The sequence below is a fragment of the Cryobacterium sp. TMS1-20-1 genome, from assembly GCF_004402355.1.
Classification (GTDB): domain Bacteria; phylum Actinomycetota; class Actinomycetes; order Actinomycetales; family Microbacteriaceae; genus Cryobacterium; species Cryobacterium levicorallinum.
Window position 1 is genome coordinate 82085 of the sequence record NZ_SOGF01000002.1, and the last position, 24065, is coordinate 106149.

The following is a 24065-nucleotide window of genomic DNA, read 5'->3' on the forward strand; positions in this document are numbered from 1 at the left end:
TCAACGGATGCTCCGGCGGGGCCGTCCGGTCAGCTGCAAGGCCCGCAGGTAGGTGCCATAACTCTGCAGACCCAGGGTTTTCCAGTCGCGCCCGTCAAGGTGGGGGCGCGGCCGAGAGCCGGCGGCGCGCATCCGCTCCAGGGTGTGGCGCAGGATCAACGGCGTGAGCTCGCCCTCGTACAGATAGATCCAGCCGGGGCCGACCTCCTCGGCCAGAGCCAGATTGGACGGTGTCGACGGCACGAGCACCGGCCGATCCAGGGAGAGGGTGACGAGCAGAACGCCCGAATTGTGCATTTCGCGGTAGGGCAACACAACCAGTTCAGCTTCGCCGACCTCCACCACGAGTTCCTCGTCGGAGACGAAGCGCAGCACCGAGCTGACGCGTTCGTCCTCGGCCTGTTCGGCGGTTATGACCGCGCCGAGGCCGCTGGACGGACGGCCGACGATGCGCAGCGTCAGATCCGCGCCCGGCACCGCGCGAAATACCTGCAGCAGGGTTTCGACCCCCTTATAGGGTCGAATCAGTCCGAAATAGAGGATACGCCCGGGCACGGAGTTCGGCAGCGGCATGCCGGCGAAGCGGTCCCGATAGTGGCCGTGCAAAATGGTGACGGCCTTGGACTCCGGTTCGACCGGGGTGGTCGGATTCAGTCGAATAACGAGCGCCGTACGGGCATCGAGCGCCTCGAGGGCGCGGGTTTCCGCGTTCTGTCCGGCCTCGTGCGGGGTGAGGTTGTGCATGGTGCGCACGATCGGAATGCGCTGCAGCCGCGCGCGCAGCAGCAGTGCGTAGAGAGCGGCGCGACGAAGCTTTGCCTTCAGCGGCCGGGGAGCGCGAATGAGCAGCTCCGGCCAGTGCACGTGGAACACGTCGTACCGGCCCAGTAGCGCGGTGCGCCAGGTGAAGAACCGCATGGTCACGGCGTCCGGAGCGCCCTCGACGACCTGGTTGACGTAGCGCGTGGTGCCATCGGGTGCACTCAGCGATTGCAACACGGTGATTCTTGTCGAGCCCGTGCCTGTCGAACCTATCGTCGTCACGCCCATACCCCTTACGGGCCGGCAGGGAATGCCGGCGGTAACTGAGAATCTGTCGGTTTAGAGTAGCGTGCCAGCCGGCGGCACGTTAGAAGCGCGCATACCCCCGTTTGGGGCGAGCGAGTGATCGTCGTGCCGGCGCCGTGGCAAGCCCGGCGGCGGCATCCGTTTTGCCCGGATTCAGCGTCAGAATCAACAGGCAACCAAGCAGCAGGTGCATCGGGCGCAGTGCGTCGATCGCGTTGAATCCGGCGATACAGACGGTGTACGCGACGAGAGCGGCCGCGGCGCCGACGGCACGTTGGGACAGCGCGTGCGCCACGGCCGAGCCGATCACGAGCAGAAACAGGAGCACTCCGGGCAGGCCGATGCTGATCAGCAGCTGCAGCAGCGAATTCTCGATCGTGACATCGTTGAACAGGCGCCCGGTGATGCCGGAAGTGCCAGGCCCCGACCCGATCCAACCGGTCAGATTCGCGGCCTGCAGGGACACCCAGACGCCGAGGTCGCGGGCCTGCGACGACAGTTCGGCCTCGACCGAGTTATTGCGGGCGGTAAAGGCATCGAACTGGAAGAGTGCGACGATGCCCGCAGCCACGAGTACCGCGAGCAGCGCGAATTTGCCCCAGTGCTTTTCACCGCGCAGCACCAGCGACACGAAGTAGGCGAAACCGATGGCGATCGCCGCCGACAGGATGGCACCGCGCGAGACGGTGGCGACGAGGCCGAGGCCGCTCAGGATCGCGGTGACGAGGGCCGGTTTCGAGTCCTCGCGCAGCCAGACGCCGATCCCCAGGGCGCAGGCGACGGCGAAAAACAGGCCGGCGAACAGCGGATGCCCAAACGATGCGGTCGCGCGATACACCGACCAGTGCTGGCTGTCGCTCAGGCCGAGCACCGTGTACAGCGTGCCCCAGATCGGATTGGCGCGCAGGGCCCCCTCGATCAGGGCGTACGCTCCGAGCCAGGCGCCGAGCAGAAGCCAGGCCCGCCGAATCCAGAAGGCCTCCCGGCTCGCGGTGCCGATGAAAAGCGGAAGCAACGCGCCGGCGCTGAAACTGATAGTCCAGCCGAGGCTCGCCTGCAGGTCGGGGCTGTGCAGCAGCGTGAACAGCGACCAGACCAGAAAGAGCACCGCGAAGAAGCGGGTAGCCGACTTGAACGGGGCCGGTGCCGTCGTGAGCGGAACGTTCGCCGTGGTGGTGATCAGCCGGCGCAGCGCCCAGACGACGATGATCATGGTGGTCAGCGGCAAGGCGCCGATCGGGCCGTCCTGGGGAAGCATGCGGGCCGGAATGAGTGCAAAGGTGACTAGTGCCACGGCCGGCAGAACGTGCACGGGTAGCAGGAACAGGGTCACCATGGCGACGAAGGCGAGCAGGGCCAGCGGAATCACGATAAAGCCGAGACTGGCCACGAAGCGCGGCAGCACCAGGCTCGCCACAATGACGAACAGGGCGGCGAGCGCGCTGATGATGATCGGCGTGCGGCGCAATCGCAACATGGTGAAATCGAACATCGGCCGCCTTCGGGTGGTAGCGCAGAGTGGTGGCGCAGAAACTGTTGATCGCGCAGGGAATGGACGGAATGGAGCCGCAGCGCTGTTGATGCGATTAGGCGCAACGATAACACGTGAATTTTCCTCAGCGCCAGTAAGACGGCCGGAAAACCGATACTTTAGGCGGGTTGGGCTGCACAGGCCGCAAAATTCCAGCTGCTCAAGCACCGCACAGCCGACGAAATGGAGTCTTACGGTGAAATTATCCCGACTGACCTACAAGATTCTGCGGCGTGCCCGCGGGAGGGTCTACGCGATTCGGGCGCTGGGTGTGCAGATCGGCAGTGGATGTCGCATCCTCTCTGATATCGCCACTACCGAGCCGTGGCTCATCTCGGTCGGTGACCGGGTGACGATCAGCTCCGGGGTAACCTTCATCACCCACGACGGATCGGGCTGGCTCTGCCGCGATGAGCGTGGCCGCCGCTATCGCTTCGCGCCGATTCGGGTGGGCTCGGATGTCTTTATCGGCGCCGGCGTGACAGTGCTGCCCGGAGTGAGCATCGGCGACCGTTGCGTGGTGGGTGCTGGGTCGGTCGTGACGGCATCGGTGCCGGACGGCACCATCGTGGCCGGCGTTCCGGCCCGCCCGATCAAGGCCTGGCCCGAGTTTCACGCGGCGCTGCGCGAGTGGCCGGCCGAGTCCGACATGGTGGGCCAGAGCTACCGGGAGCGGGTCGATTCGATCGCCGAGGGGCTGATGGCCCGGCGCTGACGGCTTGAGCCGGCGCGTTGCGTCGGCGCATTCAACAGGCCGGCGTCAGCCAGGCCTTGATGAATCCGGCGCTCTGGTACCCGAACTGGTACACCCACTTGGGCGGATCCATCGGCTGCGCGGCGCCGATCACCGCGAGTACCCCTGGGTAACAGCGGGAGATCTGCAGGCGGGCCCGACTCACGTGATAGCTCGAGGTGACCACGATCACGCGGTTCCAGCCCTGAGCGCTCGTGAAGGCGGCGATGGCTTCGGCCTCCCCGCGCGTGCTCGTGGGGTGCGGGTCGAAACACTCCACCTCGATCGCCGTGCCCGGCACGGCCGGGTCGCGCCCGCACAGGTTGGCCGGGCGGGTGTCCCCGCCGAAGGCATCCGAAATGAGCACGTGATCGCTGTACCCGGCCTTGGCCAGATCGAGGGCCTTCTGCACGACGGCCGCACTCCCGAGCCCGCCGAGCACGACGATGGCGTCGGCGCTGCTCGGAGCGTCTTCACGCGGAAACATGACCGTTCGCGTGGTGACGGCGACCAGGCCAACGGTCAGCAGGATGAGCCCGGTGAGGAGCACGAGGGCGCGCTGGCGCCCGGCGCGGTGGTGCGGCGATTTCACTCGCTGCGCGGCAGCATCCGCTCTGCCGGGTCTGCTGTTTCTGCTGAAGGGGATGCCGCTGCTTCACCCGCCGCCGGTGCCCGTCCGGCAAACCAGATCGGCACCGCAAACGCGTAGCGCAGCACCGGCAGGTCGCGCACCAGTCGCCAGAGCAACAGCGACGCGGCGACCGCGAGGCCAGCGACCAGCGGGGGGAGTGCCGGGCCGAGGCGATCGAGCCAGGCCTGGCCGCGGTAGAGCAGCAGCAGGCTCGTGATCAGCGACACCAGGAGTACATGCACGACGTAGATCGGCAGGGTATTGCGGCCGACATAGGCGAGCCAGGCCATGGCGCGAAAGCCGACCAGGAATCGGGCGACGAGCAGGCCAGCGCCGAGGGCGAACAGGCTCACCACGACGAGCGTTCCGGTGATGAACGGCAGGCGTGAATCCACGGTGAGAATGAGCCCGGCCAACACCAGAAAGGCAGCGCCGAAGCCGAGGCCAAGACCGAGCGCGCCGAGGCGGCTGGGGCGGTTGACGAAGGCGAGGATCCACTCGCGCAGGTAGCAGCCGAGCAGAAAGAACAGAAAGTAGCGGCCGATGCCGTTCCAGGCGATGTTGCCGGTGTCCGCGCGGGCGAAGAACAGCACCGACAGCACGACGGCGCCGCCGAGCTGCACCCGCCAGTCGATGCGGTTGCGCATGAGTTTGGCGGCCATGAAAAACAGGGCGAGGGCGTAGAGAAACCACAGGCCGTTGCTCGGGCGCACCGGCGCGAGCAGCAGATCGATCGGGTTGGTCTCGTCGAAGCCGGACGGGTTGGTCAGGAGCGAGAAATAGCCGAAACGAATGAGGGTCCACAGGAGAAGGGCCCAGACCAGCAGGCTCAGCCGGGTTCGCCACAGCGTTGGCCAGCTGCGTTTGATGATCGAGGCGGCAAACAGGCCGGAGGCGAGAAAAACAACGGCATGCGAAACACGATGAAGACCAGGTTGATCTTGTTCCAAAACTCCGGCGCGAGGCCGGAGAGTACCGTCCACTGCACCGCGTGCGCGAGGGCCACAAGCAGAATCGCGATGCCCTTGGCCCCGTCAACCCAGTCGACCCGCGTGCGTTCCGCCACGAACTACCTCCCTGCTAGATCGACCACTGCGCGAAGGTTTTGATCATGTCGGTGTGGGCGAACCCGGGGGTGTCGTGCGCGAGCGTGTGGTACATCACCTCGGCGGCAATGGCGACGGGCGCGATTTTATTGATTAGGGCGAGGCCGTTCCTGCTCGGAATGACGACATTGTCGGGGTGAGCGTCGTCGGAGACGAGCACCTTGACCCGGCTGTTTGTCCACGGGGTGGCGCTGATCCGGGCCGGGTTGGTGCCCTTGATCAGGGTGAGGTCGTTGTTGTACGCATCGCCGACGTGGGCCTGGTTCTTGGTGTCGTAGGCGTACAGCCATTCGTTGTCGTAGAGTCCGTTGACCATGTACAGGCCGCGAATGTACGGAATGAGCTTCTTGCCGTAGGTGTAGCAGGCCAGGGATCCGCCAAACGAGGTCGCGCGTAAGAAGTTGCGGCGCACGGTGTACAGCGCGTTCAGGTAAGTCCACGCATTCTTCTGCGCGTTGGTGGCGACGGAGTTGGTGTACTGGGTACCGCCGGCATTGATGCAGATGGCGATGGCGTTCTGATCGACCACGAGTTCGCCGGGGTACTTGAAGCCGCCGTTGAGCGCGTTGTGCGAACTCGAGGCTGCGTGGTAGAACCAGACGGCTCCGATCGAGGCCGTCGAATTGCGCGACACGGTCTGGGGAATGAACAGGCGGGCGCGGTCGCCGCCGATGTCCACTTCAATATTGTCGTACAGCTTTTTTCCCTTTTGGGTGAGCACATTGGAGAGGCGGGATACCTCCCCTGGCAGTATCGGGGCGGTCGCGGCTAAGGCTCCGGGTGCGCCCAGCGCACTGAAACCCAGCGTTGCAGCGCCAGCGGACGATAATGTGAGAAACCCTCGACGATCCATTCTGCCGAAGATAGCAGAGAGACTCTCTGAGGTCCAACTCAAATTTCGGGATCAGGTTGTTTGTGCCACCGCGGCCGGCGGATGGGCCGGGCCGAGAGCTACCCGCAGCACGACGGCAGCGATCAGGGTTCCAAGCAGGGCGCCGAGGCTGTTGGCGATCACGTCGTTGACGGTGGCAAATCGTTCCGGCAGAAAGACGAGCTGGCCGAGCTCGATGGTGCAGCTGATCAAAGTGCCGATCAGCGTACCGATCCACCAGCGACGTATGCCGGTCAGCAGCACGATGAGCAGGCCGACCGGAACGAACAAAGCGATGTTGGCACTGAACTCAATGCTCTCGTAGTCGAGCCAGGCCGGCACTCCGTTCGCGTGCAGCCACAGCACAAACGCTGAAATCGATCCGTTCAGGCCGCGGTCGACCGGCGTCGGCCAGAACGCGATCAAGGCCAGTGCAGCGAGGTAGGCGAGTGCCAGCCACCCCGCGGCGCGGCGCAACATGGTGTGCCGACGTCGTCGGTTTGCGGTCATGACACCTCCTGGTTGCCGGCCCGTTTGAGCCGGCACGCCGACTAGTCACTATGCCCTACATTTCAAGCCGTGAACGCCCGGTCTAGTCCGGCTGGGGCCTGTGGAAGTCGGCGAAGTGGATGTTTAATGGCACCCCACCGCGCACCTCCCATTGCGCTGCTGTCCCGTTCCGCAAGCCGACCCTCCCGAAGAGGACTGTTGTGGTCAGAGCCAGGCGTGTTCCGCTGCACCGACTGGTGCTCATCACGCTCGCCGTGAGCCTCACCGGGTGCGCGACAATACCCGACCTTCTCGCCGGCGGCTCGCCGCCAGCCCTGGCAGTGTCGTCGCCAACCGCACAGATGCTGACCGAATACAACTACAACTCGGCCGTCGCGAGCTTCATTGACGACCGCGCGCAGGCCACTCGTCTCATCAGCTCGGCCCGCGCCGACATCGCAGCCACCGAACTGGCCTGGCAGCAAAGCGCGGCCACTATCGGTGACAGTGTCGGTCGGGCCGAACTGCGCCGGCAGATCGACAGCGGTCTTCGCCGGGTGGATCGTGCCGCACGCGAACTCGATCGGGCGAATACGGCGATCGGCTTCTCCGCGGCCAGCGGCGTGTACTTTCCCTCCCGGCCCGACCTGGCCACGCAGACCGGGGTGCTGGACGGCATCCGTTTTGATCGGGCCGCCGGGCTGGCGAGTCTGGAGGAAGCGCTGGCCTCATCGGAGCTGATTGTGGCCGAGGCCGTCACAGCCTGGCATGTGGAGCAGGCTCGGTTGGCGGCCGAAGGGGCAGCGCGGGCGGAGGCAGCGCGAGTCGAAGCGGCGCGAGCGGTGGCAGAACAAGCCGCCCGGTCGGGCCCCGTCCAGTCGTCGGGACCGGGCCGGAACGCGCCGGCGCCGGCATTCGTTTCATTCTCTAAATCGGTCTGGACGACCGGCTGGCAGAACGAGATCGACGCCTGCCAGGGTGCCGTCGACATCAGCGCGCACTACGGCGTGCCGGTGATTGCCGAGCACTGGTCGTGTGGAGGGTCACAGTTTCCGCGGGAGGGCAGCACGATCACCCTGACCGGGGCGGCCAGCGGCGCCTTTCGCGTCGGGCCGGTCACCGCCGTGCTGAATGTCGCGACCGACACCGCCGACAACGTGCCGCGCGGGTTCGACCTGCTTTATCAGACCTGTCGGAACGGTTCGAGTGCCACCATGACGTTCACCGCACTCACCCGCATCGGCTAGCTGGCCGGAGCACCAGCGGCCAGGCGTTTCGGCAGCGCGAAGACGAGCACGAGCGCGAGAATGGCGAACCCGGCACTGACCGCCATCGCCATGGTGGCGCTGTGCGTGAAGGCGGTGGCCACGGCATCCGCTCCCGGGCCGGTCACGGTGAGGGTACCGAAGAACACGCTGCCGATGACGGCGATACCGACCGCGCTACCGACGCGCTGCATGACGCCGACCACACCGCTCGCGCCGCCGGCTTCGGAACGGTCGACGGTTGCGACGATGAAGGACACATTCGGGGCGATGAAGAATCCGCTGCCGAGGCCCGCGATGAACAGGGGCGGCAGCAGGTGCCAGTTGGTCAGCTCGCCCGGTGTCACCACGAGCATGACCAGCCAGATCCAGATCAGGCCGATCGTGACGAAGGCGACGCCCACCACGAGCACGGTACGCCCGAGACGCTTGGCCAGGCGGTCACTCTGCGACGCCCCCAGAATGGTTCCGATCGCGAACGGAATGGAGACGAGCCCTGACTCGAGCGCGCTGTGCCCGAGGCCGGCCTGCCACAGAATCGAGATGGTGAAGAAGATGCTCGTGAAAGCTGCGAAATAAACGAGCGCGAGAATGACGCCGCCGGTGAATGCCGGGTGGGAGAACAGGTGCGGCGGCACGAGCGGGCTGCCGTTTCGCTTGGCGACGACGACTTCCCAGACGCCGAACGCGACGACGAGCAGCACCCCGACCGCGAGGGTGACAAAGGTCCAGAGCGGCCAACCCTGATCTTCGCCCTCGATCAACGGCACCAGCAGGGCAACGAGGCCCGCCGAGACGAGCACAAGGCCGAGCCAATCGATACCGGCCCGCGACGTCGGCGCGGCCTTGGGCAGCGCTGCACCGCCGGGCAGCAGAAACACGGTGGCTCCGAGCGCGAGAATACCGATCGGCAGATTCACCCAGAACACCAGGCGCCAACCGTTCTCTACGCCGAAGGCCTCGATGATGAGTCCGCCGACGATCGGGCCGAGCGCGGTGGAGACGCCAATGACCGATCCCATGATGGCGTAGGCCTTGCCGCGCGCGCTGGCCGGGAACATCAGCTGGATGACGGCGGTCACGGCCGGCACGAACATGCCGCCGGCCAGTCCCTGAATCACGCGGGCGATGATCAGCTGCAGGTCATTCTGGGCGAGGCCGCAGGCGAGGCTCGCGACCGTGAACAGCGCGAGTCCGCTGAAGAACACCCATTTGTGGCCGTAACGGTCGCCGACGCGACCGGCCGGGATGAGCGCGAGGCCGAAGGCGAGGGCGTAGCCGGAGATGATCCACGACAGCGTCGCTTCCGACGCATCGAGGCTCGTGCGAATGCTCGGCAGCGCCACGTTCACTATGGTCGTGTCGAGCAGTGCCATGAACATGCCCGCCAGCAGCACGATCAGGGCTTGCCAGGCCCGGCGGGAAACGATCGGAGCTGTGGGGGGAGCGGGCGTAGATGTCACAGGAGATCCTACAACAAAACCCCCACTCGCCTGGAGTGGAGGTTTTGTGTTACTACTGTCGGGGTAACAGGATTTGAACCTGCGACCTCGTCGTCCCGAACGACGCGCGCTACCAAGCTGCGCCATACCCCGATGGCCCTTGGGCCTAGATCAGTATAGGCGCTCCGAGGCCGTCCTGACGAATTGAGCGAGCAGGTAGGCGGTAGGCCTTATCCAGCGCAAAGGGTCAGCAGGGTTGCCTCGGGCGGGCAAGCAAATCGAACTGGAGCGTAGATCGACGTGCCGAGGCCGGCCGAGACATTCAGAAAGGCGGTGCGCAGTCCGTGGTTCCAGGTGCTCAGGCCCTTCACTTGGCGGCGGGGAATGTCACAGTTGGTTACCAGCGCGCCGAAACCGGGCACGCAGACTTGCCCGCCGTGGGTGTGCCCGGCCAGAATCAGCTGGGCGCCGTGATTCATGAACGAGTTCAACACCCGCTGGTACGGCGCGTGGGCGACGCCGATGGTCAGCGTGGAGCGCGGAGCCGCGGCTTCCTCCGGATCGGGCCAGACGTCGTCACCGAGGGGATCGTTGGCTCGCAGGTCATCGATCGCACGGGTGATCAGGTCGAGCCGGTCGCGCCCGATGTGCGGGTCGTCGACGCCGAAGAACTCTACGTGCGTGCCGTTCAGGTCGAGCGATTCGGCGGCATTGTTGATGTCGGTCCAGCCGAGACCGGCAAATACCCGGCGCAGCGCGTCGGTGTCTAGTTCCTCGCGCCGCACGGTGCGGCGGCTGGAGGGGCCGCCGAAATAGGTGAACGGGTTTTTCAGCTGTGGCCCGACATAGTCGTTGGAACCGTTGACGAACACGCCGGGGATGCCTCGGAACGGTGCCAGGGCATATTCGATGCCGGTGACGCCGTTTTCATGCCCGAGGTTGTCGCCGGTGTCGACGACAAGATCAGGCTTCAGTGTGGCGAGGCTGCGCACCCACTCCTGCTTGTTTTTCTGCCACGGGGCCATGTGCAGGTCGGAGAGATGCAGCACCCGAATGGGCGCCGACCCCGGTGCGAGCACCGGAACGCTCACCTCACGCAGCGTGAACCGGGTGCGCTCGACCAGTGCCCCCCAGACGAAGACGGCGAGGCCAACCGCGCCAGCAGCGACGAGGGACGTGCCGACGAGACGGCCACCACCGCCGAGGCCACGAGCCGCGGTCATTCGTCCTTCTTGTCGGTGCTGGCGTCCGCATTAGGGGCCGTGTATTTTCCGATGACAATCGTCACGGCGTCGCCGGTGCGACTGGCCGTTCCTTCGCCGGGCTGCACGGCGACAACCTTGCCGTCCTGTGCCTTGTCCGTTGTGATCTGTTCGGTTTTGGCCACCGTGAAACCGTACGGAGCGGCGGTGAGCGTGCTGCGGGCATCCGCTTCACTCTTGCCGATGACGGCCGGAATGGTGACGCCGGTGCCATCACTCGAGTAGGCGGTGATGCTGGCGCCACGAGTGGAGGAGGACCCGCCGGCCGGGTCGGTATTGGCCACGGTACCGGCCGGCATTTCGGAGCTCGTCACGCCGCCGTTGACAAACAGGAATCCGGCTGCCTCAATGGTGGACTCGGCATCGGCCATAGACTTGCCGCGCACGTCGGGTACCGGCACGGCAACCGCGTTGATCACGCTGGACGATGCCTCCGGAAAGTCGTCTCCGCCGTACTTCGCGTTGGCATTGGACATGACGATCGGCCAGATGCGGTGGCGTGCCGTGGCGGCATACTTACCCAACAGATTGCTCCGGCTGCTGCGTTGATTCTTCCAGTTGTTTCCACCCACATTGACCACGCCGACGACGGTGGCGACCTTGGTGCTGGCGCCGCTCATCCAGGTGTCCTTGGCACCGTCAGTCGTTCCGGTCTTACCGATCATAGGAAGGCGGGGAGACGTAGCGGAGTTGGACGCTGCAGCTGTGCCGCCGCTTCCCATGACCGTCTTCATGGCGTACTGCATGCCCGCTGCAACGCCGGGTTCGACCGACTGCGTGCAGGTCGACGCGGGGATCGGCAGTTCGGTTCCATCGGTGCTGATGATTTTGGTGATGGCGACCTCGGTGCAGGTCATTCCGTTGTTGGCGATGCCGGCGAAAGCCACCGCCATGGTCAGCGGCGCGATCTCGTTGGTACCGATGACCGACGATGCACCCTGATCAAGGGCCTTCCCATCGGCCCGGTGCACGTTAAAGGTTTCGGCCGTCTTGCGAATGCCGCAAAGGTCCAGCTTTTTGGCCATGCCGATGAAACCCGTGTTGATCGAGCCGGTGGTGGACTGCAGGGCGGAATAGTTGGCGCCGCCCTCGTTGGCGTCGTTACGTGGGTTGAAGCGGCCGTCCCAGTTTTGCACACCTAGGCAACTGTCCTGAAAATCGCCCCAGTTGGCTTTGCGCCGTGAATCGACTCGCTCGGTCAACGCATGGCCTTCCTTGAGCCACTCGGCCAGGGTGAACACTTTGTAGGTTGACCCAGGCTGGAATCCGCCCGAACCGCCGTAGGCGAAGTCGGTGTTGTAGTTTACGCTCGTGTAGTTGGCGCCGGTGGCCTGAACCGCCGGGTCCTGGCTGTAGTCCTTGTTCTGAGTCATGACCAGCACGTTGCCCGTGCCGACCCCGACGCTGGTCACGACGCCGCCGACGTTCCAGTCGTTGTATGTCTTCGGTACGTTGGCGTTGAGCGCGGCCACGGCGGTGGCTTGAAGTTCGAGGTCGAGAGTTGTGTAAACGTCGAATCCGCCGCGGGTGAAGTTGTCGAGGCGTTCCTCTGCGGTCGCGCCGAAGGTCTCATTGTTCTTGAGCACCTTGGTCACGTAGTCGCAGAAGAAGGCGTTGTCGCCGGCGGTCTGGCAGCCGGTGCTGGGCACGGTGATGACGGGCTCGATCGGCGCGGCGACCGCGGCGTCGTAGTCGGCCTGGGCGATCTTGTCGTACTTGAGCATCTCGTTGAGAATGTAGTCGCGACGAAACTTATTGTCGGCGTAGCCGTTGGCCGCACCATTGGTTTCGCTGTCGGGGCGGTCGAGTTGAAACTTGACCGGGTTGTTCACGATCGCCACCAGACTGGCCGCCTGCGGCAGGGTGAGCAGGGCCGCGGTGGTGTTGAAATAGTAGTTGGCGGCGGCTTCGATGCCGTAGACCGATCCGCCATACCCGGCAATGTTCAGATAGCCGCGAAGAATGTCTGCTTTTTCGTACTTTTTCTCGATGCCGATGGCCAAACGCATTTCGCGCAGCTTGCGGTCAGCGGTCGGCTTGGTGGCATCGGAGTAGCAGGCGTCGGCCTCGTCGGCGTCGGTCATCACCTCGCATTTTTGAATGAGCACGTTCTTGACGTACTGCTGCGTGATCGAGGAACCACCGCGAGTGTCACCGCCGGCCAGGGTCTGCACGGCACCGTTGAAGCTGGACTGAATGTCGACGCCGCCGTGCTCCATGAAGCGCGGGTCTTCACCGGCGATGGCGGCATCCTTGGCGAACTGGCTGATCGCGTCGGAGGCCACATCGACCCGGTTCTGCTCGTAGAACGAGGCGAGGAGTACGCGGGTGCCCACCGGGTCCGCGGCGTCGGTCGACGCGTAGATGTTGCTCTTCTGGGAGAGCCGATCGATGGAGAGGTACTCGGGCAGGCTGTCGAACACGTTGATCGTGTTCGTGGCGGCCATGCCGGACAGGGCAACGGCTGGGGCGACGGCGGCGGTCACGAGAATACCGGCGACGGCACTCATCCCGACGAGACCCAGGAGACCCCCCAGAGCCCCGCTCACGGTTCGATTTTTGGCAGACATAGACTTGAGCGTAAGCGACAAATCTGAAAGCCCGCCTCAATAGGAGTCACATGCCCGCCTGGGAGTACCTCACAACGCCGTTGATGATCCACAACACGGCCGCCATTCTGAACAACTGGGGCTCTGACGGGTGGGAACTCGTGCAGGTCGTACCGGGTCCGGAAGGTGGCCTCGTTGCCTACCTGAAACGCCCCCTCGCCGCCAAGGAAGGGGCATAGTCGTGTCGAAGATCGAAGCACGCCTGGCCGAACTGGGCCTTGAACTGCCCAGCGTCGTGCCGCCGGTCGCCGCCTACCTGCCCGCCGTGATCAGCAACGGTTTCGTCTACACCGCCGGCCAGCTGCCGATGGTTTCTGGCGCGCTGCCCGCTGCCGGCAAGGTCGGCGACGGCCACGGCCTGATCCCAGCGGCTGATGCTCAGGAGTATGCCCGCACCTGCGCGCTCAACGGCCTCGCCGCCATCAAGAGCGTGATCGGTTCGCTTGACCGCATCACCCAGGTGGTCAAGGTCACCGGCTTCGTCGCCTCCGATCCCGCATTCACCGGCCAGCCGGCCGTGGTCAACGGTGCCTCGAATGTTCTGGTCGAGATCTTCGGCGACATCGGGCGTCACGCCCGCTCCGCCGTGGGTGTTGCGGTGCTGCCGCTCGATGCTCCGGTCGAGATCGAGTTCGTCGTCGCCTTCGCATAAGTACGTGTCCGGCGCGCCGGGCATCCGCTTTCGAAACGGATGCCCGGCCCGCGGTGGCGAATTCAGGAAAAATGCGACGGCGGCGTCCAGCGCGGCGCGCAATCGCGGGGTGCCGGCACACGGCTGACCCGGTTTTCCTGAATTAGCCACCGCAAAGAACTGAGGCCGCTCCCTGGTGGGGCGGCCTCAGTGGTTGAACGCGAGTTTGGCGCGGCTACTTCTTCTTCATCTGCGAGGTTATGGTGTTCATTACCATCGTGTCGGCGAGGGTCGTGACATCACCGACGTCGCGCCCCTCGGCCGCGTCGCGCAGCAGACGGCGCATGATCTTGCCGGAGCGGGTTTTCGGCAGCTCGTCGACGATGTAGATGTCGCGCGGGCGGGCGATCGCACCGATTTGCTGGGCGACGTGCTTGCGCAGAATGCCCACGATGTCTTCGTGCGAGGCGATTTCGGCCTGACTGAACTTGATCACCACGAACGCGACGACGGCCTGACCGGTCGTTTCGTCGGCGGCGCCGACCACGGCCGCTTCAGCGGTGAGCGAGTGCGCCACGAGCGAGGACTCGATCTCGGCGGTCGACAGGCGGTGCCCCGAGACGTTCATCACGTCGTCGACGCGCCCGAGCAGCCAGATGTCACCGTCGTGGTCGAGGCGGGCACCATCGCCGGCAAAGTACAGCGGGCCGTCCTTCGCGCCGGTGGTTCCCTCGAACTTGTCCCAGTAGGTCTCCTTGAAACGCTCCGGGTCGCCCCAGATGCCGCGGAGCATGGCGGGCCAGGGCTGGGTGACCACGAGGAGTCCGCCGTTGCCGTGGCCCACGTGCAGGCCGTCATCGTCGAGCACGTCGATGGTGATGCCCGGAACCGGAACCTGGGCCGCGCCCGGCTTCGTCTCGGTGAGACCAGCGAGGGCCGAGACCATGATCGATCCGGTCTCGGTCTGCCACCAGGTGTCAACGATGGGCGTGATGTTGCTGCCGATGACCTCGCGGTACCACATCCAGGCTTCGGGGTTGATGGGCTCACCGACCGAGCCGAGCACACGCAGGCTCGACAGGTCGAACTTCTGCGGAATCTGGCGGCCGAGCTTCATGAAGGTACGGATGGCCGTGGGCGCTGTATACAGAATCGAGACCTTGTACTTCTCGATAATTTCCCACCAGCGACCGGTGTGCGGAGAATCGGGGGTGCCTTCGTACAGCACCTGGGTGGCGCCATTGGCGAGGGGGCCGTAGACGACGTAGCTGTGCCCGGTGATCCAGCCGACGTCGGCGGTGCACCAGTAAACATCCGTTTCGGGCTTGAGATCGAACACATTCTGGTGGGTGAACGCGTTCTGCGTGAGGTAGCCACCGCTAGTGTGCAGGATGCCCTTGGGGGCGCCGGTCGTACCCGATGTATACAGAATGAACAGCGGGTTCTCGGCCGGGAAGGCCTCAGCCTCATGCTCGGGAGAGGCAGTCTCCATGGCATCGGACCACCAGATGTCGCGGTCGTTCCACTGCACGTCCTGGCCGGTGCGCTTGACCACGAGAACGTTCTTCACCGAGGAGTCGTTGGTCTGAAGGGCAGCGTCGACGGCCGGCTTCAGGGCGCTGATCTTGCCCTTGCGGTAGCCGCCGTCGGCCGTGATGACGAGCACGGCGTTGGCATCGTCGATGCGCGAGCGCAGGCTTTCGGCACTGAAACCACCGAAGATGACCGAGTGCACGGCGCCGATGCGGGCCACGGCAAGCATCGAAATCACCGCCTCCGGAATCATCGGGAGGTAGATGGCCACGCGTTCGCCGGCCTTGACGCCGAGGTCGAGCAGCACGTTGGCGGCCTTTTTGACCTCGATGGTGAGCTCGGCGTAGGTGTAGCTGCGGGAATCGCCGGGCTCGCCCTCGAAGTAGAGGGCGACGCGGTCGCCGTTACCGGCGAGAACGTGACGGTCCAGGCAGTTGTACGCAACGTTGAGTTCACCGTCTTCAAACCACTTGGCAAACGGCGGGTTGGACCAGTCGAGGGACTTGGTGAACGGCTTGTGCCAGTGCAGCAGATTGCGTGCCTGATCAGCCCAAAATGTGGCCGGGTCCTTCTGCGCTTCGGTGTACAGTTCCGATGTAGCTGCGGTCTCCGCTGCAAATTCCGGAGTGGGTGGGAATCGGCGCGATTCGTGGAGGAGGGTATCGATGTTGACCGTCATATTTGTAATTCGCTCCTTTGCGGTACGTGCATGCAGGACATTGCCAGCTCAACTGAACCCTACCGGTTCCGGGCCGATCTCTGTATACAGAGCGACTTTTTGAGCAACAGGAACCCCGAAATTAGATTCGAAATGGCAATTCTGTACGCCCCCAAGCGAGTGTCCTCTCTTTGGAGGACATTGGACTTGCAATTTGTCCCGGGCCGCGTAAACTGGACCACGTCTGGACGAAAGTTCTGACCAGCAAGACGTATGGTTCCCCCCAATCTGCGTGTTGCTAGGCGGCACCTGTTCCCCCCAATAGGTGCCGCCCCTTCTATTTAAATGCGCAGGTCGTTAGGCGCGGGTCGCTTGCGTCGCAGCTCATTTCAGGGCAGGTCGGGCTTGCCAGGCGCGCTGCGTGGGGCTGGTGCCGATCCTCCCCAAACGCGACCAGCAGCCGTTTCTTACCGATCCCGGCGGCGGCCCGGCGGCGCGCCCGGACCCGGTCTACGGTCGGAGCATGGTCCAGCCCTTCGTCGCCGTTCCGTCTTACGCCGTTCCGGGTGTCGCGGGTTCGTCTTGCGCCGGCGCAGTTGCGGCGTCGCCTGCGAATCCGAGCACCGCGTCGGGCACTCGACCGCTCGCTGCGCCGCAGCGAGCGCCGACTCCCCGGCATCGCACGGTGCCCACGGATGCCGTAGGTACCGTGCCGCGGGACAGCGCCGTTCAGTCGGCGGTCGCTGCTGGCGGGATCCCCGGCAGGATCGGCGCCGAACCGGCTTGCAGCCCGACTCGCCCCGGGACCAACCGTTCCGACCTTCGGGCGCTCGGCCCGCTGGCCGGCTACGCCGAAGACCCTGAGACCACCGACCTGTTCGTCAACGGGGAATCCGGGCTGTGGATTGATGCCGGCCACGGCCTCGCCTTCGCACCGGCCTGGCAGCTCGGTGAGGCGGAGGTACGTGCTCTGGCCGTGCGGCTGATCGCCCTCGGCGGGCGACACATCGACGAGGCCAGTCCCTGCGTTGACGTTCGGCTGGCCGACGGCATTCGGGTGCACGCGGTACTGCCTCCGGTATCCAGCACGGGAACGCTCCTGTCGATTCGGCTTCCGCACGCCGCGCATCGCAGCCTCGGTGCGCTCGCGGACGCCGGCTTGTTCGGCGTGGGAGAGGCATCCGCTGCCCGGCTGAACCGACTGCGTGCGGCGGTGCGCGGTCGGCAGAACCTGCTCATCACCGGCGCGGCCGGCAGCGGAAAGACCACCCTGCTGGCCGCGCTGCTCGGCGAGGCACCGGCCGACGAGCGCATCGTCGCGATCGAAGACGTGGCCGAGCTGCGCATCCTGCATCCGCACGTGGTCGCGCTCGAGGCCAGGCAAGCCAATCTGGAGGGCGCCGGACGCATCGGCCTCGAGGCCCTGCTGCGTGAAGCTCTGCGCATGCGGCCGGATCGGCTCGTTCTGGGCGAGTGCCGCGGATCCGAGATTCGGGAGCTGCTCGCGGCGCTGAACACCGGGCACGATGGGGAAGCTGGCACCCTGCACGCGAATTCCCTCGACGACGTACCGGCCCGTCTGGAAGCCCTCGGGGCGCTCGCCGGCATGAGTGCGGCGGCCGTAGCCCGCCAAACGGTGAGCGCGATCGGGCTCGTGCTGCACCTGGAACGTACCGAGGGGGTGCGGCGGCTGGAGGCGGTCGGCCGGTTCACGCTCAATGGTCGGGACCGCCTGGCGATCGAGGCCCTGTGATGCGGCCAAGGGTAGCGATCGCGTGGTGCGATGTGCCTCTGCACACGGTCGCGAGGGGAGGATCCGCTCTTGCGGCACGGTGAATCGGTGCCGCCGATCGAGGAGGTCGCGGCGGTCACCCAACGGCTGGCCGTGCTGCTTTCGGCCGGCGTTTCTCCGGTCTCGGCCTGGGGCTATTTGTTACCGCCCTCGGGTAGTCTGCCGGCGGTAACGAGTCGTACCGTGCCACGCGCCGGATCGCCCGCGGCGGGCGGCGCGGAGACTGCGACCACGGGCATTCTGCGGGCTGCCGCTCGGGCTGCGGCCCGTGGCGACAGCGTGGCCGATGCGATCGCCGGGCAGGCACGCGGCGAGACCGAATCCGCCTGGCGGGGACTGGCTGCGGCCTGGCAGGTCGCCACCCAGGCCGGGGCACCACTGGCCGGTTGCCTGCGGGAACTCGCCGCGTCACTGCGTGACCTTGCGCAGGTGCAGCGCGACCTCGAGGTCGCGCTGGCCGCCCCGCGCGCGACGGCACGATTGGTCATGGTGCTGCCGGTGATCGGCATCCTCTTTGGCAGCCTGATGGGCTTCGACTCGGTGCACACGCTGTTCGCGACCGTGCCCGGGCTGCTCTGCCTGGCCGGCGGCGGTGTGCTCATGGCCGCCGCTGCGGGTTGGAGCCGCGCGCTGGTACACCGAGCGGCGCCGACCGAGCTGACTCCCGGTTTGCGACTCGAACTCATGGCCATTGCCATGTCCGGGGGCGGGTCGATCGATCGTTCCCGGGCGTTCGTGCACGCTGCGGCTGAGCGCTATGCGATTGGGTCTGGAGCGGAGTCGGAGGATGATCCAATCGAGCGGGTGCTTGACCTGTCGACTCGGGCGGGGGTTCCGGCAGCGGAATTGTTGCGCAGCGAAGCCGAACAAGTGCGACGGGATGCCCGAAGTGCGGGACAGCGTCGAGCCGGGACCCTCTCGGTGACGCTCATGCTGCCGCTCGGCCTGTGCGTTCTGCCCGCGTTCATGCTCGTCGGCGTCGTGCCACTGCTGATCAGCGTGCTCTCCTCCACCCTCGCCACGTTCTGAGGCTGTGTACAGATCAGCGGATGCGTGCGGCCGTCACTTCCAGATCGGAGCAGAGTGAATGTGCTCGTGCCGCCCAACCCGCGTCGACAGACGCCAGAAGGAGACGAGCCTGTGTATACAAAGATCGGGTTAGTGGAAAAAGCGGTGCCTGTCGCGGTGGTGTCTGCCGACGTGGTTCTGGCCGAAACCGTGCCGGAGGAATCAGCGGCTAACACTGTGCTGCCTGCACGAAGTGCCCTGCGACGGCTGACCGACGAGGCCGGAGCTGCCACCGCCGAATACGTGGTCGCCACGATGGCCGCGGTTGGCTTCGCCGGATTGCTCATCGTCATTCTGCGCAGCGACGAGGTGCGTGGGATGCTCACCGACCTGGTGCGCCGTGCACTCAGCATCGGGTAGTCGAGGGCGCGCGCATCGGAGGCAGGCCTGGCCGAGCCGGTCCAGCCGGTCCAGCCGGTCCAGCCGGTCCAGCCGGTCCAGCCGGGCGAGTCGGGAGAATTGGGCCAGCCGGTCAAGGATGAACGGTCAGGCGAATCGGGGCAGTATCACGGCCGAGTTCGCCACCGCGCTGCCGGCCGTTGTGCTCGTGCTGGCCTGCTGCCTAGGCGCAGTGCAAGTCGTCGGGGTGCAGGTGCGGCTGACGGATGCCGCCGCCACCGCGGCGCGGGTCCTGTCCCGCGGCGACAGTGTGGCCCGCGCAGCGGCGCTCGTCGCCGGTACAGTGTCGGGAGCCGGCCTGGCGGCGGAACGACGCGGCGAATTCGTCTGCGCCCGAGTCACCGCGACCGGCTCTGGTCTGTTCGCGGAGCTCACCCTCGAAGCGCGTTCCTGCGCCCTCGCCGGTGGCCAGTGAGAGCGGGCGGGCGGCGGGACGGGGCCGAGCGGGGGGCAGGCTCGATCCTCGCGATCGCGGTGCTCGGTGCCACCGTGCTGCTGACGACCCTCGTTGTGTCCACCCTCGCGCTGCTCGCGGTCGGCCGGTCCGTCGCGAATGCCGCTGACGCGGCCGCGCTCGCTGCGGCCGACACCGCATCCGGGGCAATCGCGGGCTACCCCTGCCCAGCGGCGGATGCCGTCGCGGCATTCAATGAGGTGGCCGTAACCCGCTGCGCGGTGACCGGGCTGCTCGCATCCGTTTCGGTGAGTCGCACGGTTCTGGGCATCGAGCTCTCGGCGAGCGCACGGGCCGGGCCGCCGCCGGAGTCTGCACTGCCGGAGGCTGCACCGCCTGAAACTCAGCCGCCCGAAACTCAGCCGCCCGAAGGCGACCCCACCTAAGAGAGCAGAACCTCGAGGTACCGGTACTCGACCGCCGTAGGACGACCGGAGTCGGAGCCCTCGAACTCCCGGCCGGCACCACGCGCATAGAGATATCGTTTGCCAGCGTCGGCCGGAATCTCAATGCGCGGTTGCGGATCGCCCGAATCGAGGAAGGTCGTCGTGATTGTCTTGCCCTGGAGGGGGCCATCCGTCAACATCGCGGTGTATGTGGCCGTCATTGTACCCATGGGTCTATTCTGCACTCTGGCTTACAAACGGCAAGGGTATCGAGCCGACACGCGGCACGCCCAGAGCGAACTGGATGGTCGCTGGGAGTGGCGTGTATGCCAGCGGGACGCGCCGACCGGCACCCGTCGATTAGGCGGGCACTCCATTCCAGTGTGTATGGTGTGCCTTGGCCCATCATTTGGCCACTACCTATAAAGAGGAGTCTGGTGCCAGGCACTAAGAAGCTGGTCATTGTTGAATCACCGACCAAGATGAAGTCGATCGCCGCGTATCTCGGCGACGGCTATGAAGTTTTGTCTTCGGTCGGTCATATTCGCGATCTGATCGAGCCGAAAAACCTGCCGCCGGAACTTAAGAAGGGTGCGCTCGGCCGATTCTCGGTGGATGTGGAAAACGGTTTCGAACCGTACTACGTGGTCTCCGACGCCAAGAAGAAGACCGTCAGCGAACTCAAGCGTGCCCTCAAGAATGCGAACGAACTCTTGCTCGCAACTGATGAGGACCGCGAAGGCGAGGCCATTGCCTGGCACCTGCTGCAGGTGCTGCAGCCCAAGGTTCCGGTCAAGCGCATGGTGTTCCACGAGATCACCAAGGACGCCATCCTCGCTGCCAAGGACAATACTCGCGACCTCGATACCGCCCTCGTCGACGCGCAGGAAACCCGGCGCATCCTCGACCGCATCTACGGGTACGAGATCTCCCCGGTGCTCTGGCGCAAGGTCGGCCCGGGCCTCTCCGCTGGCCGCGTGCAGAGCGCCGCGACCCGCCTCGTCGTCGACCGGGAGAAGGAGCGCCTCGCGTTCGTCTCGGCCGGCTACTGGGATCTGCTGGCGCGACTGGGGGCATCCGCTTCAGAAACAGACCAGGCCTTTGACGCGAAGCTCGTGCGTCTGAACGGTGAGCGCATCGCCACCGGTGGCGATTTCGACGATTCGGGTGCGCTCAAGCCGACCGTGAAGGCCGTCACCCTCGACGCGTCCGCTGCTCAGGCACTGACGATCGCTCTGAAGAGCCCGGGCGTCAAGCTCGAGGTCACCAAGGTCACTTCCAAGCCGTACCGTCGCAGCCCCGCCGCACCGTTCACGACCTCGACCCTGCAGCAGGAAGCGGCGCGCAAGCTGCGCTTCACCGCCCGGCAGACCATGAGCGTGGCGCAGTCGCTGTACGAAAACGGGTACATCACCTATATGCGTACCGACTCGCCGTCGCTCGGGCAGCAGGCTCTCACCGCTGCCCGCACCCAGGCGGCCGCGCTCTACGGTGCTGAAACGGTTCCGGATGCCCCGCGCGCCTACAAGGGCAAGAGCAAGAATGCGCAGGAAGCGCACGAGGCAATTCGCCCCTCCGGCGACACCTTCCGCACCCCGACCTCGCTCGCGTCGAGCCTGCGTGGCAACGACTTCAAGCTCTATGACCTCATCTGGAAGCGCACCGTCGCCTCGCAGATGAAGGACGCCACCGGTTTGACCGCCTCGGTGACCATCGCCGCCGGCCCGACCGGCACGTCGGAGCACCCCGCCGCCTCGGGAGCGCTCGCCGAGTTCTCGGCCAGCGGAACCGTCATCACCTTCCGCGGCTTCATGCTCGCCTACGAAGAGTCCAAGGACGAAGAGCGCAACGCGTCGACGGATGCGACCGAGTCCAAGCTGCCGCCACTCGAAGAGGGCCAGAAGCTGGCCCTTCTCGACCTCGAGGCCAAGGGCCACGAGACCACCCCGGCCGCCCGCTACACCGAGGCCAGCCTGGTTAAGAAGCTCGAAGAGCTCGGCATCGGCCGGCCGTCGACCTTCGCCTCGATCATCTCCACCATCACCGAGCGTGGCTACGTCACGCCGCGCGGCCAGTCGCTCGTTCCCAATTGGATCGCCTTCTCGGTCGTGCGCCTGCTCGAAGAATTCTTCGGAGACCTGGTCGAATACGACTTCACCGCCGAGATGGAGGACGACCTCGACCGCATCGCCGGCGGCGAAGCCAACCGTCTGGACTGGCTCAACAGCTTCTACTTCGGCAGCGATAAGCATCGCGGCCTGCGCCAGGTCATCGACAACCTCGGTGAGATCGACCCGCGGGTGATCAACTCGGTCACCATCAGCGATGACATCACCCTGCGCATCGGCAAGTATGGCCCCTACCTCGAGGTCATCGACCCCGACGCTGCAGCGGATGCCCCGCCCCGCCGGGTGAACATTCCGCCGGAACTCGCTCCCGACGAATTGACCGCGACGAAGGCCCGCGAACTCATCGACGCCCCGGTTGTCACCGACCGTGTGATCGGACTCAACCCGGAGAACGGCAAGGAGATCGTCGCCAAGGACGGCCGCTTCGGCCCGTATATCACCGAGCTCGCGCCAGCTCAGGACGAGCCGGTTGTTCCGGTTGTCGTGGCTGTTCCCGTGGAAACGATCGACCCCGCCACCGGCGAGGTCACGGTGACGAAGCCGAAGCGCAAGCCGGCCGTCAAGAAGGTGGCCGCTGCCGACAAGCCGCGCACAGCATCCATTTTCAAATCGATGGATCTGGCCACCGTCGACCTGGAAACCGCGCTGCGCCTGCTCGCCCTGCCGCGCATGGTGGGGCTCGACCCGGAGACCGGCACCGAGATCCTGGCCCAGAACGGCAAGTTCGGGCCGTACCTGAAGAAGGGCATCGACACCCGGTCGCTCACGAGCGAAGACCAGATCTTCGACATCGACCTGCCCGGTGCGATCGAGCTCTACGCCCAGCCGAAGTATGGCGCCCGCCGTGCCTCGAGCGCCCTGAAGGAATTCGAAGCGCCCGACCCCGAAAGCGGTAAGGCGATCAAGATCAAGGACGGCCGGTTCGGCGCGTATGTGACCGACGGGGTCACCAACGCGACGATTCCCAAATCGGAGGACGTCGAGGAGATCGACTTCGAGCGGGCCGTGCAGCTGCTCGCTGACAAGCGGGCCAAGGGTCCGGCGGCTCCCCGCAAGAAGGCGCCGGCCAAGACGGCCGCCGTCAAGAAGCCGGCCGTGAAGAAGGCGCCGACGGCAGCAGCGAAGGCTGCCACCGCCAAGAAGGCTGCTGCGACCCGTGCCGCGAACGCGGCGGCCAAAGCAGCGTTGGCCGGCACACCAGTGGCTCCGGTCAAGAAAGCCGCGGTCAAGAAGGCCGCGGTCAAGAAGGCCGCGGTCAAGAAGCCCGCCGCCAGGAAAGCGCCAGTGAAGAAGTCGGCCAGCTCTGCCGCTGACGCGGCCTCGATCACCACGATTGCGCCGTGACCGGCCTCTTCATCACCCTGGAAGGCGGCGATGGATCAGGCAAGACCACGCAGGCGCTCCTGCTCACCAACTGGCTTGAGGAGCGGGGGCGCACCGTCGTGCGCACCCGCGAGCCCGGCGGAACGGATGTCGGGGTCGCGATTCGCGAGATCGTACTGCACCACCGCGGCGAGGTGGATCCGCGCGCCGAAGCCCTGCTCTACGCCGCAGACCGGGCCCAGCACGTCGGTACGAAGCTGCGGCCGGCGCTCGCCCGCGGCGATGTCATCGTGCAGGACCGCTACCTCGATTCCTCGGTCGCCTACCAGGGAGCGGGCCGGGTGCTCGGCGCCACCGAGGTGCGGGACCTGTCGCTCTGGGCCGCCGAGGGGCTTCTGCCCGATCTGACCGTGCTGCTCGACCTCGACTCGCGCGCCGCCCGGGCCCGCCTCGAAGCCGACGACAAGGTCTTCGACCGGCTCGAGGCCGAGAAGAACGACTTTCACGCCCGCGTGCGCGCCGCTTTTCTCGAGCTGGCCGCTGCCGAGCCCGCCCGGTTTCTGGTAGTGGATGCTGCGGCCCCCGCCGCCGAGGTCGCCGCCATCATCCGAGCTCGAGTTTCCACCCTCCTTTAGCGTTCGGCGCCCGGAACCCGAGTCCGGTTTATAACTGGGCCCACGGTCGG

General features: G+C 65.8%; 22 protein-coding genes, 1 tRNA gene and 1 pseudogene. 11 read left to right on the top strand and 13 right to left on the bottom strand.

The features are described from left to right. Both E3O45_RS00615 and E3O45_RS17345 read right to left on the bottom strand, forming a co-directional pair. Positions 1-999: a glycosyl transferase gene (locus tag E3O45_RS00615; protein WP_198418199.1), complete on the bottom strand. Its 999-nt coding sequence runs from the start codon at positions 997-999 to the stop codon at positions 1-3. A 130-nt stretch (positions 1000-1129) separates the two neighbouring features. After that, positions 1130-2560: an O-antigen ligase gene (locus tag E3O45_RS17345; RefSeq protein ID WP_166789339.1), complete on the bottom strand. Its 1431-nt coding sequence runs from the start codon at positions 2558-2560 to the stop codon at positions 1130-1132. Between the two features lie 235 nt (positions 2561-2795). Between E3O45_RS17345 and E3O45_RS18255 the strand changes: the two genes are divergently transcribed. Then, complete coding sequence (locus tag E3O45_RS18255; RefSeq protein WP_304988980.1) at positions 2796-3314, top strand: DapH/DapD/GlmU-related protein; 519 nt, start codon at positions 2796-2798, stop codon at positions 3312-3314. 31 nt (positions 3315-3345) lie between these two features. On the opposite strand, the gene E3O45_RS00630 is transcribed toward E3O45_RS18255, so the two are convergent. The 5 genes and pseudogenes from E3O45_RS00630 to E3O45_RS00645 form a co-directional block, all read right to left on the bottom strand. After that, a complete protein-coding gene (locus E3O45_RS00630) occupies positions 3346-3924 on the bottom strand; it encodes a YdcF family protein (RefSeq protein ID WP_134441097.1) in 579 nt (192 codons plus the stop codon). Next, entirely contained in the window at positions 3921-4913 is a 993-nt protein-coding gene (locus E3O45_RS00635) for an acyltransferase family protein (protein ID WP_166789343.1), read from the bottom strand. The genes E3O45_RS00630 and E3O45_RS00635 overlap by 4 nt, the downstream gene beginning before the upstream one ends. A gap of 130 nt (positions 4914-5043) precedes the next feature. Continuing rightward, entirely contained in the window at positions 5044-5790 is a 747-nt protein-coding gene (locus E3O45_RS00640; RefSeq protein WP_241979001.1) for a hypothetical protein, read from the bottom strand. A gap of 57 nt (positions 5791-5847) precedes the next feature. Continuing rightward, positions 5848-5922: pseudogene (locus E3O45_RS18295) on the bottom strand (twin-arginine translocation signal domain-containing protein); the annotation flags it as partial. 51 nt (positions 5923-5973) lie between these two features. Beyond that, positions 5974-6450 (bottom strand): VanZ family protein, encoded by a 477-nt coding sequence (locus E3O45_RS00645; RefSeq protein ID WP_134441100.1) that lies wholly within the window; start codon positions 6448-6450, stop codon positions 5974-5976. Positions 6451-6650: 200 nt separating this feature from the next. Here E3O45_RS00645 and E3O45_RS00650 point away from each other — a divergent pair, with 200 nt between their 5' ends. Beyond that, positions 6651-7676: a hypothetical protein gene (locus tag E3O45_RS00650; protein ID WP_134441101.1), complete on the top strand. Its 1026-nt coding sequence runs from the start codon at positions 6651-6653 to the stop codon at positions 7674-7676. Here the strand turns inward: E3O45_RS00650 and E3O45_RS00655 are convergent. The 4 genes from E3O45_RS00655 to E3O45_RS00670 all read right to left on the bottom strand — a co-directional run bounded on the left by E3O45_RS00655 (position 7673) and on the right by E3O45_RS00670 (position 12947). After that, positions 7673-9157 (bottom strand): MFS transporter, encoded by a 1485-nt coding sequence (locus E3O45_RS00655; protein WP_134441102.1) that lies wholly within the window; start codon positions 9155-9157, stop codon positions 7673-7675. The genes E3O45_RS00650 and E3O45_RS00655 overlap by 4 nt on opposite strands. Before the next feature lie 58 nt (positions 9158-9215). Further along, a tRNA-Pro gene (locus E3O45_RS00660) sits at positions 9216-9289 on the bottom strand. Between the two features lie 77 nt (positions 9290-9366). Next, positions 9367-10359 carry a metallophosphoesterase gene (locus tag E3O45_RS00665; RefSeq protein WP_134441103.1) on the bottom strand — a complete coding sequence of 331 codons (993 nt, stop codon included), beginning with the start codon at positions 10357-10359 and terminating at the stop codon, positions 9367-9369. Continuing rightward, positions 10356-12947: a transglycosylase domain-containing protein gene (locus E3O45_RS00670; protein ID WP_241985158.1), complete on the bottom strand. Its 2592-nt coding sequence runs from the start codon at positions 12945-12947 to the stop codon at positions 10356-10358. Before E3O45_RS00670 ends, E3O45_RS00665 begins: the two co-directional genes overlap by 4 nt. A gap of 71 nt (positions 12948-13018) precedes the next feature. On the opposite strand from E3O45_RS00670, the gene E3O45_RS00675 reads away from it, so the two are divergent. Together E3O45_RS00675 and E3O45_RS00680 are read left to right on the top strand one after the other, a co-directional pair. Then, positions 13019-13186 (top strand): DUF4177 domain-containing protein, encoded by a 168-nt coding sequence (locus tag E3O45_RS00675; RefSeq protein ID WP_134441105.1) that lies wholly within the window; start codon positions 13019-13021, stop codon positions 13184-13186. 2 nt (positions 13187-13188) lie between these two features. Beyond that, on the top strand, positions 13189-13659 hold the full coding sequence (locus E3O45_RS00680; protein WP_134441106.1) for a RidA family protein: 471 nt from the start codon (positions 13189-13191) through the stop codon (positions 13657-13659). A gap of 214 nt (positions 13660-13873) precedes the next feature. Here the strand turns inward: E3O45_RS00680 and acs are convergent, their stop codons facing one another. Then, entirely contained in the window at positions 13874-15850 is a 1977-nt protein-coding gene (gene acs, locus E3O45_RS00685) for an acetate--CoA ligase (RefSeq protein WP_134441107.1), read from the bottom strand. 817 nt (positions 15851-16667) lie between these two features. Between acs and E3O45_RS00690 the strand changes: the two genes are divergently transcribed. The 5 genes from E3O45_RS00690 (at position 16668) to E3O45_RS00710 (ending at position 19928) form a co-directional block, all read left to right on the top strand. Further along, complete coding sequence (locus tag E3O45_RS00690) at positions 16668-17582, top strand: TadA family conjugal transfer-associated ATPase (protein WP_241985162.1); 915 nt, start codon at positions 16668-16670, stop codon at positions 17580-17582. A 69-nt stretch (positions 17583-17651) separates the two neighbouring features. After that, positions 17652-18650, top strand: a complete 999-nt coding sequence (locus tag E3O45_RS00695; RefSeq protein WP_241985159.1) for a type II secretion system F family protein — start codon at positions 17652-17654, stop codon at positions 18648-18650. Positions 18651-18866: 216 nt separating this feature from the next. Next, the gene (locus E3O45_RS00700) at positions 18867-19049 is read left to right on the top strand and encodes a DUF4244 domain-containing protein (RefSeq protein WP_092449807.1); all 183 of its coding nucleotides are present in this window, start codon (positions 18867-18869) and stop codon (positions 19047-19049) included. A 118-nt stretch (positions 19050-19167) separates the two neighbouring features. Beyond that, positions 19168-19503: a TadE family type IV pilus minor pilin gene (locus tag E3O45_RS00705; protein ID WP_134441109.1), complete on the top strand. Its 336-nt coding sequence runs from the start codon at positions 19168-19170 to the stop codon at positions 19501-19503. Next, positions 19500-19928, top strand: coding sequence for an Rv3654c family TadE-like protein (locus E3O45_RS00710; protein ID WP_134441110.1), 429 nt, complete (start codon positions 19500-19502; stop codon positions 19926-19928). Before E3O45_RS00705 ends, E3O45_RS00710 begins: the two co-directional genes overlap by 4 nt. Here the strand turns inward: E3O45_RS00710 and E3O45_RS00715 are convergent. After that, positions 19925-20158, bottom strand: a complete 234-nt coding sequence (locus E3O45_RS00715) for a hypothetical protein (RefSeq protein ID WP_092449748.1) — start codon at positions 20156-20158, stop codon at positions 19925-19927. The two genes, E3O45_RS00710 and E3O45_RS00715, sit on opposite strands and share 4 nt — an antisense overlap. A 207-nt stretch (positions 20159-20365) precedes the next feature. On the opposite strand from E3O45_RS00715, the gene topA reads away from it, so the two are divergent. Together topA and tmk are read left to right on the top strand one after the other, a co-directional pair. Further along, complete coding sequence (topA, locus tag E3O45_RS00720; protein WP_134441111.1) at positions 20366-23401, top strand: type I DNA topoisomerase; 3036 nt, start codon at positions 20366-20368, stop codon at positions 23399-23401. Then, positions 23398-24015 carry a dTMP kinase gene (gene tmk, locus E3O45_RS00725; RefSeq protein ID WP_104133359.1) on the top strand — a complete coding sequence of 206 codons (618 nt, stop codon included), beginning with the start codon at positions 23398-23400 and terminating at the stop codon, positions 24013-24015. Before topA ends, tmk begins: the two co-directional genes overlap by 4 nt. Positions 24016-24065 lie beyond the last annotated feature (50 nt).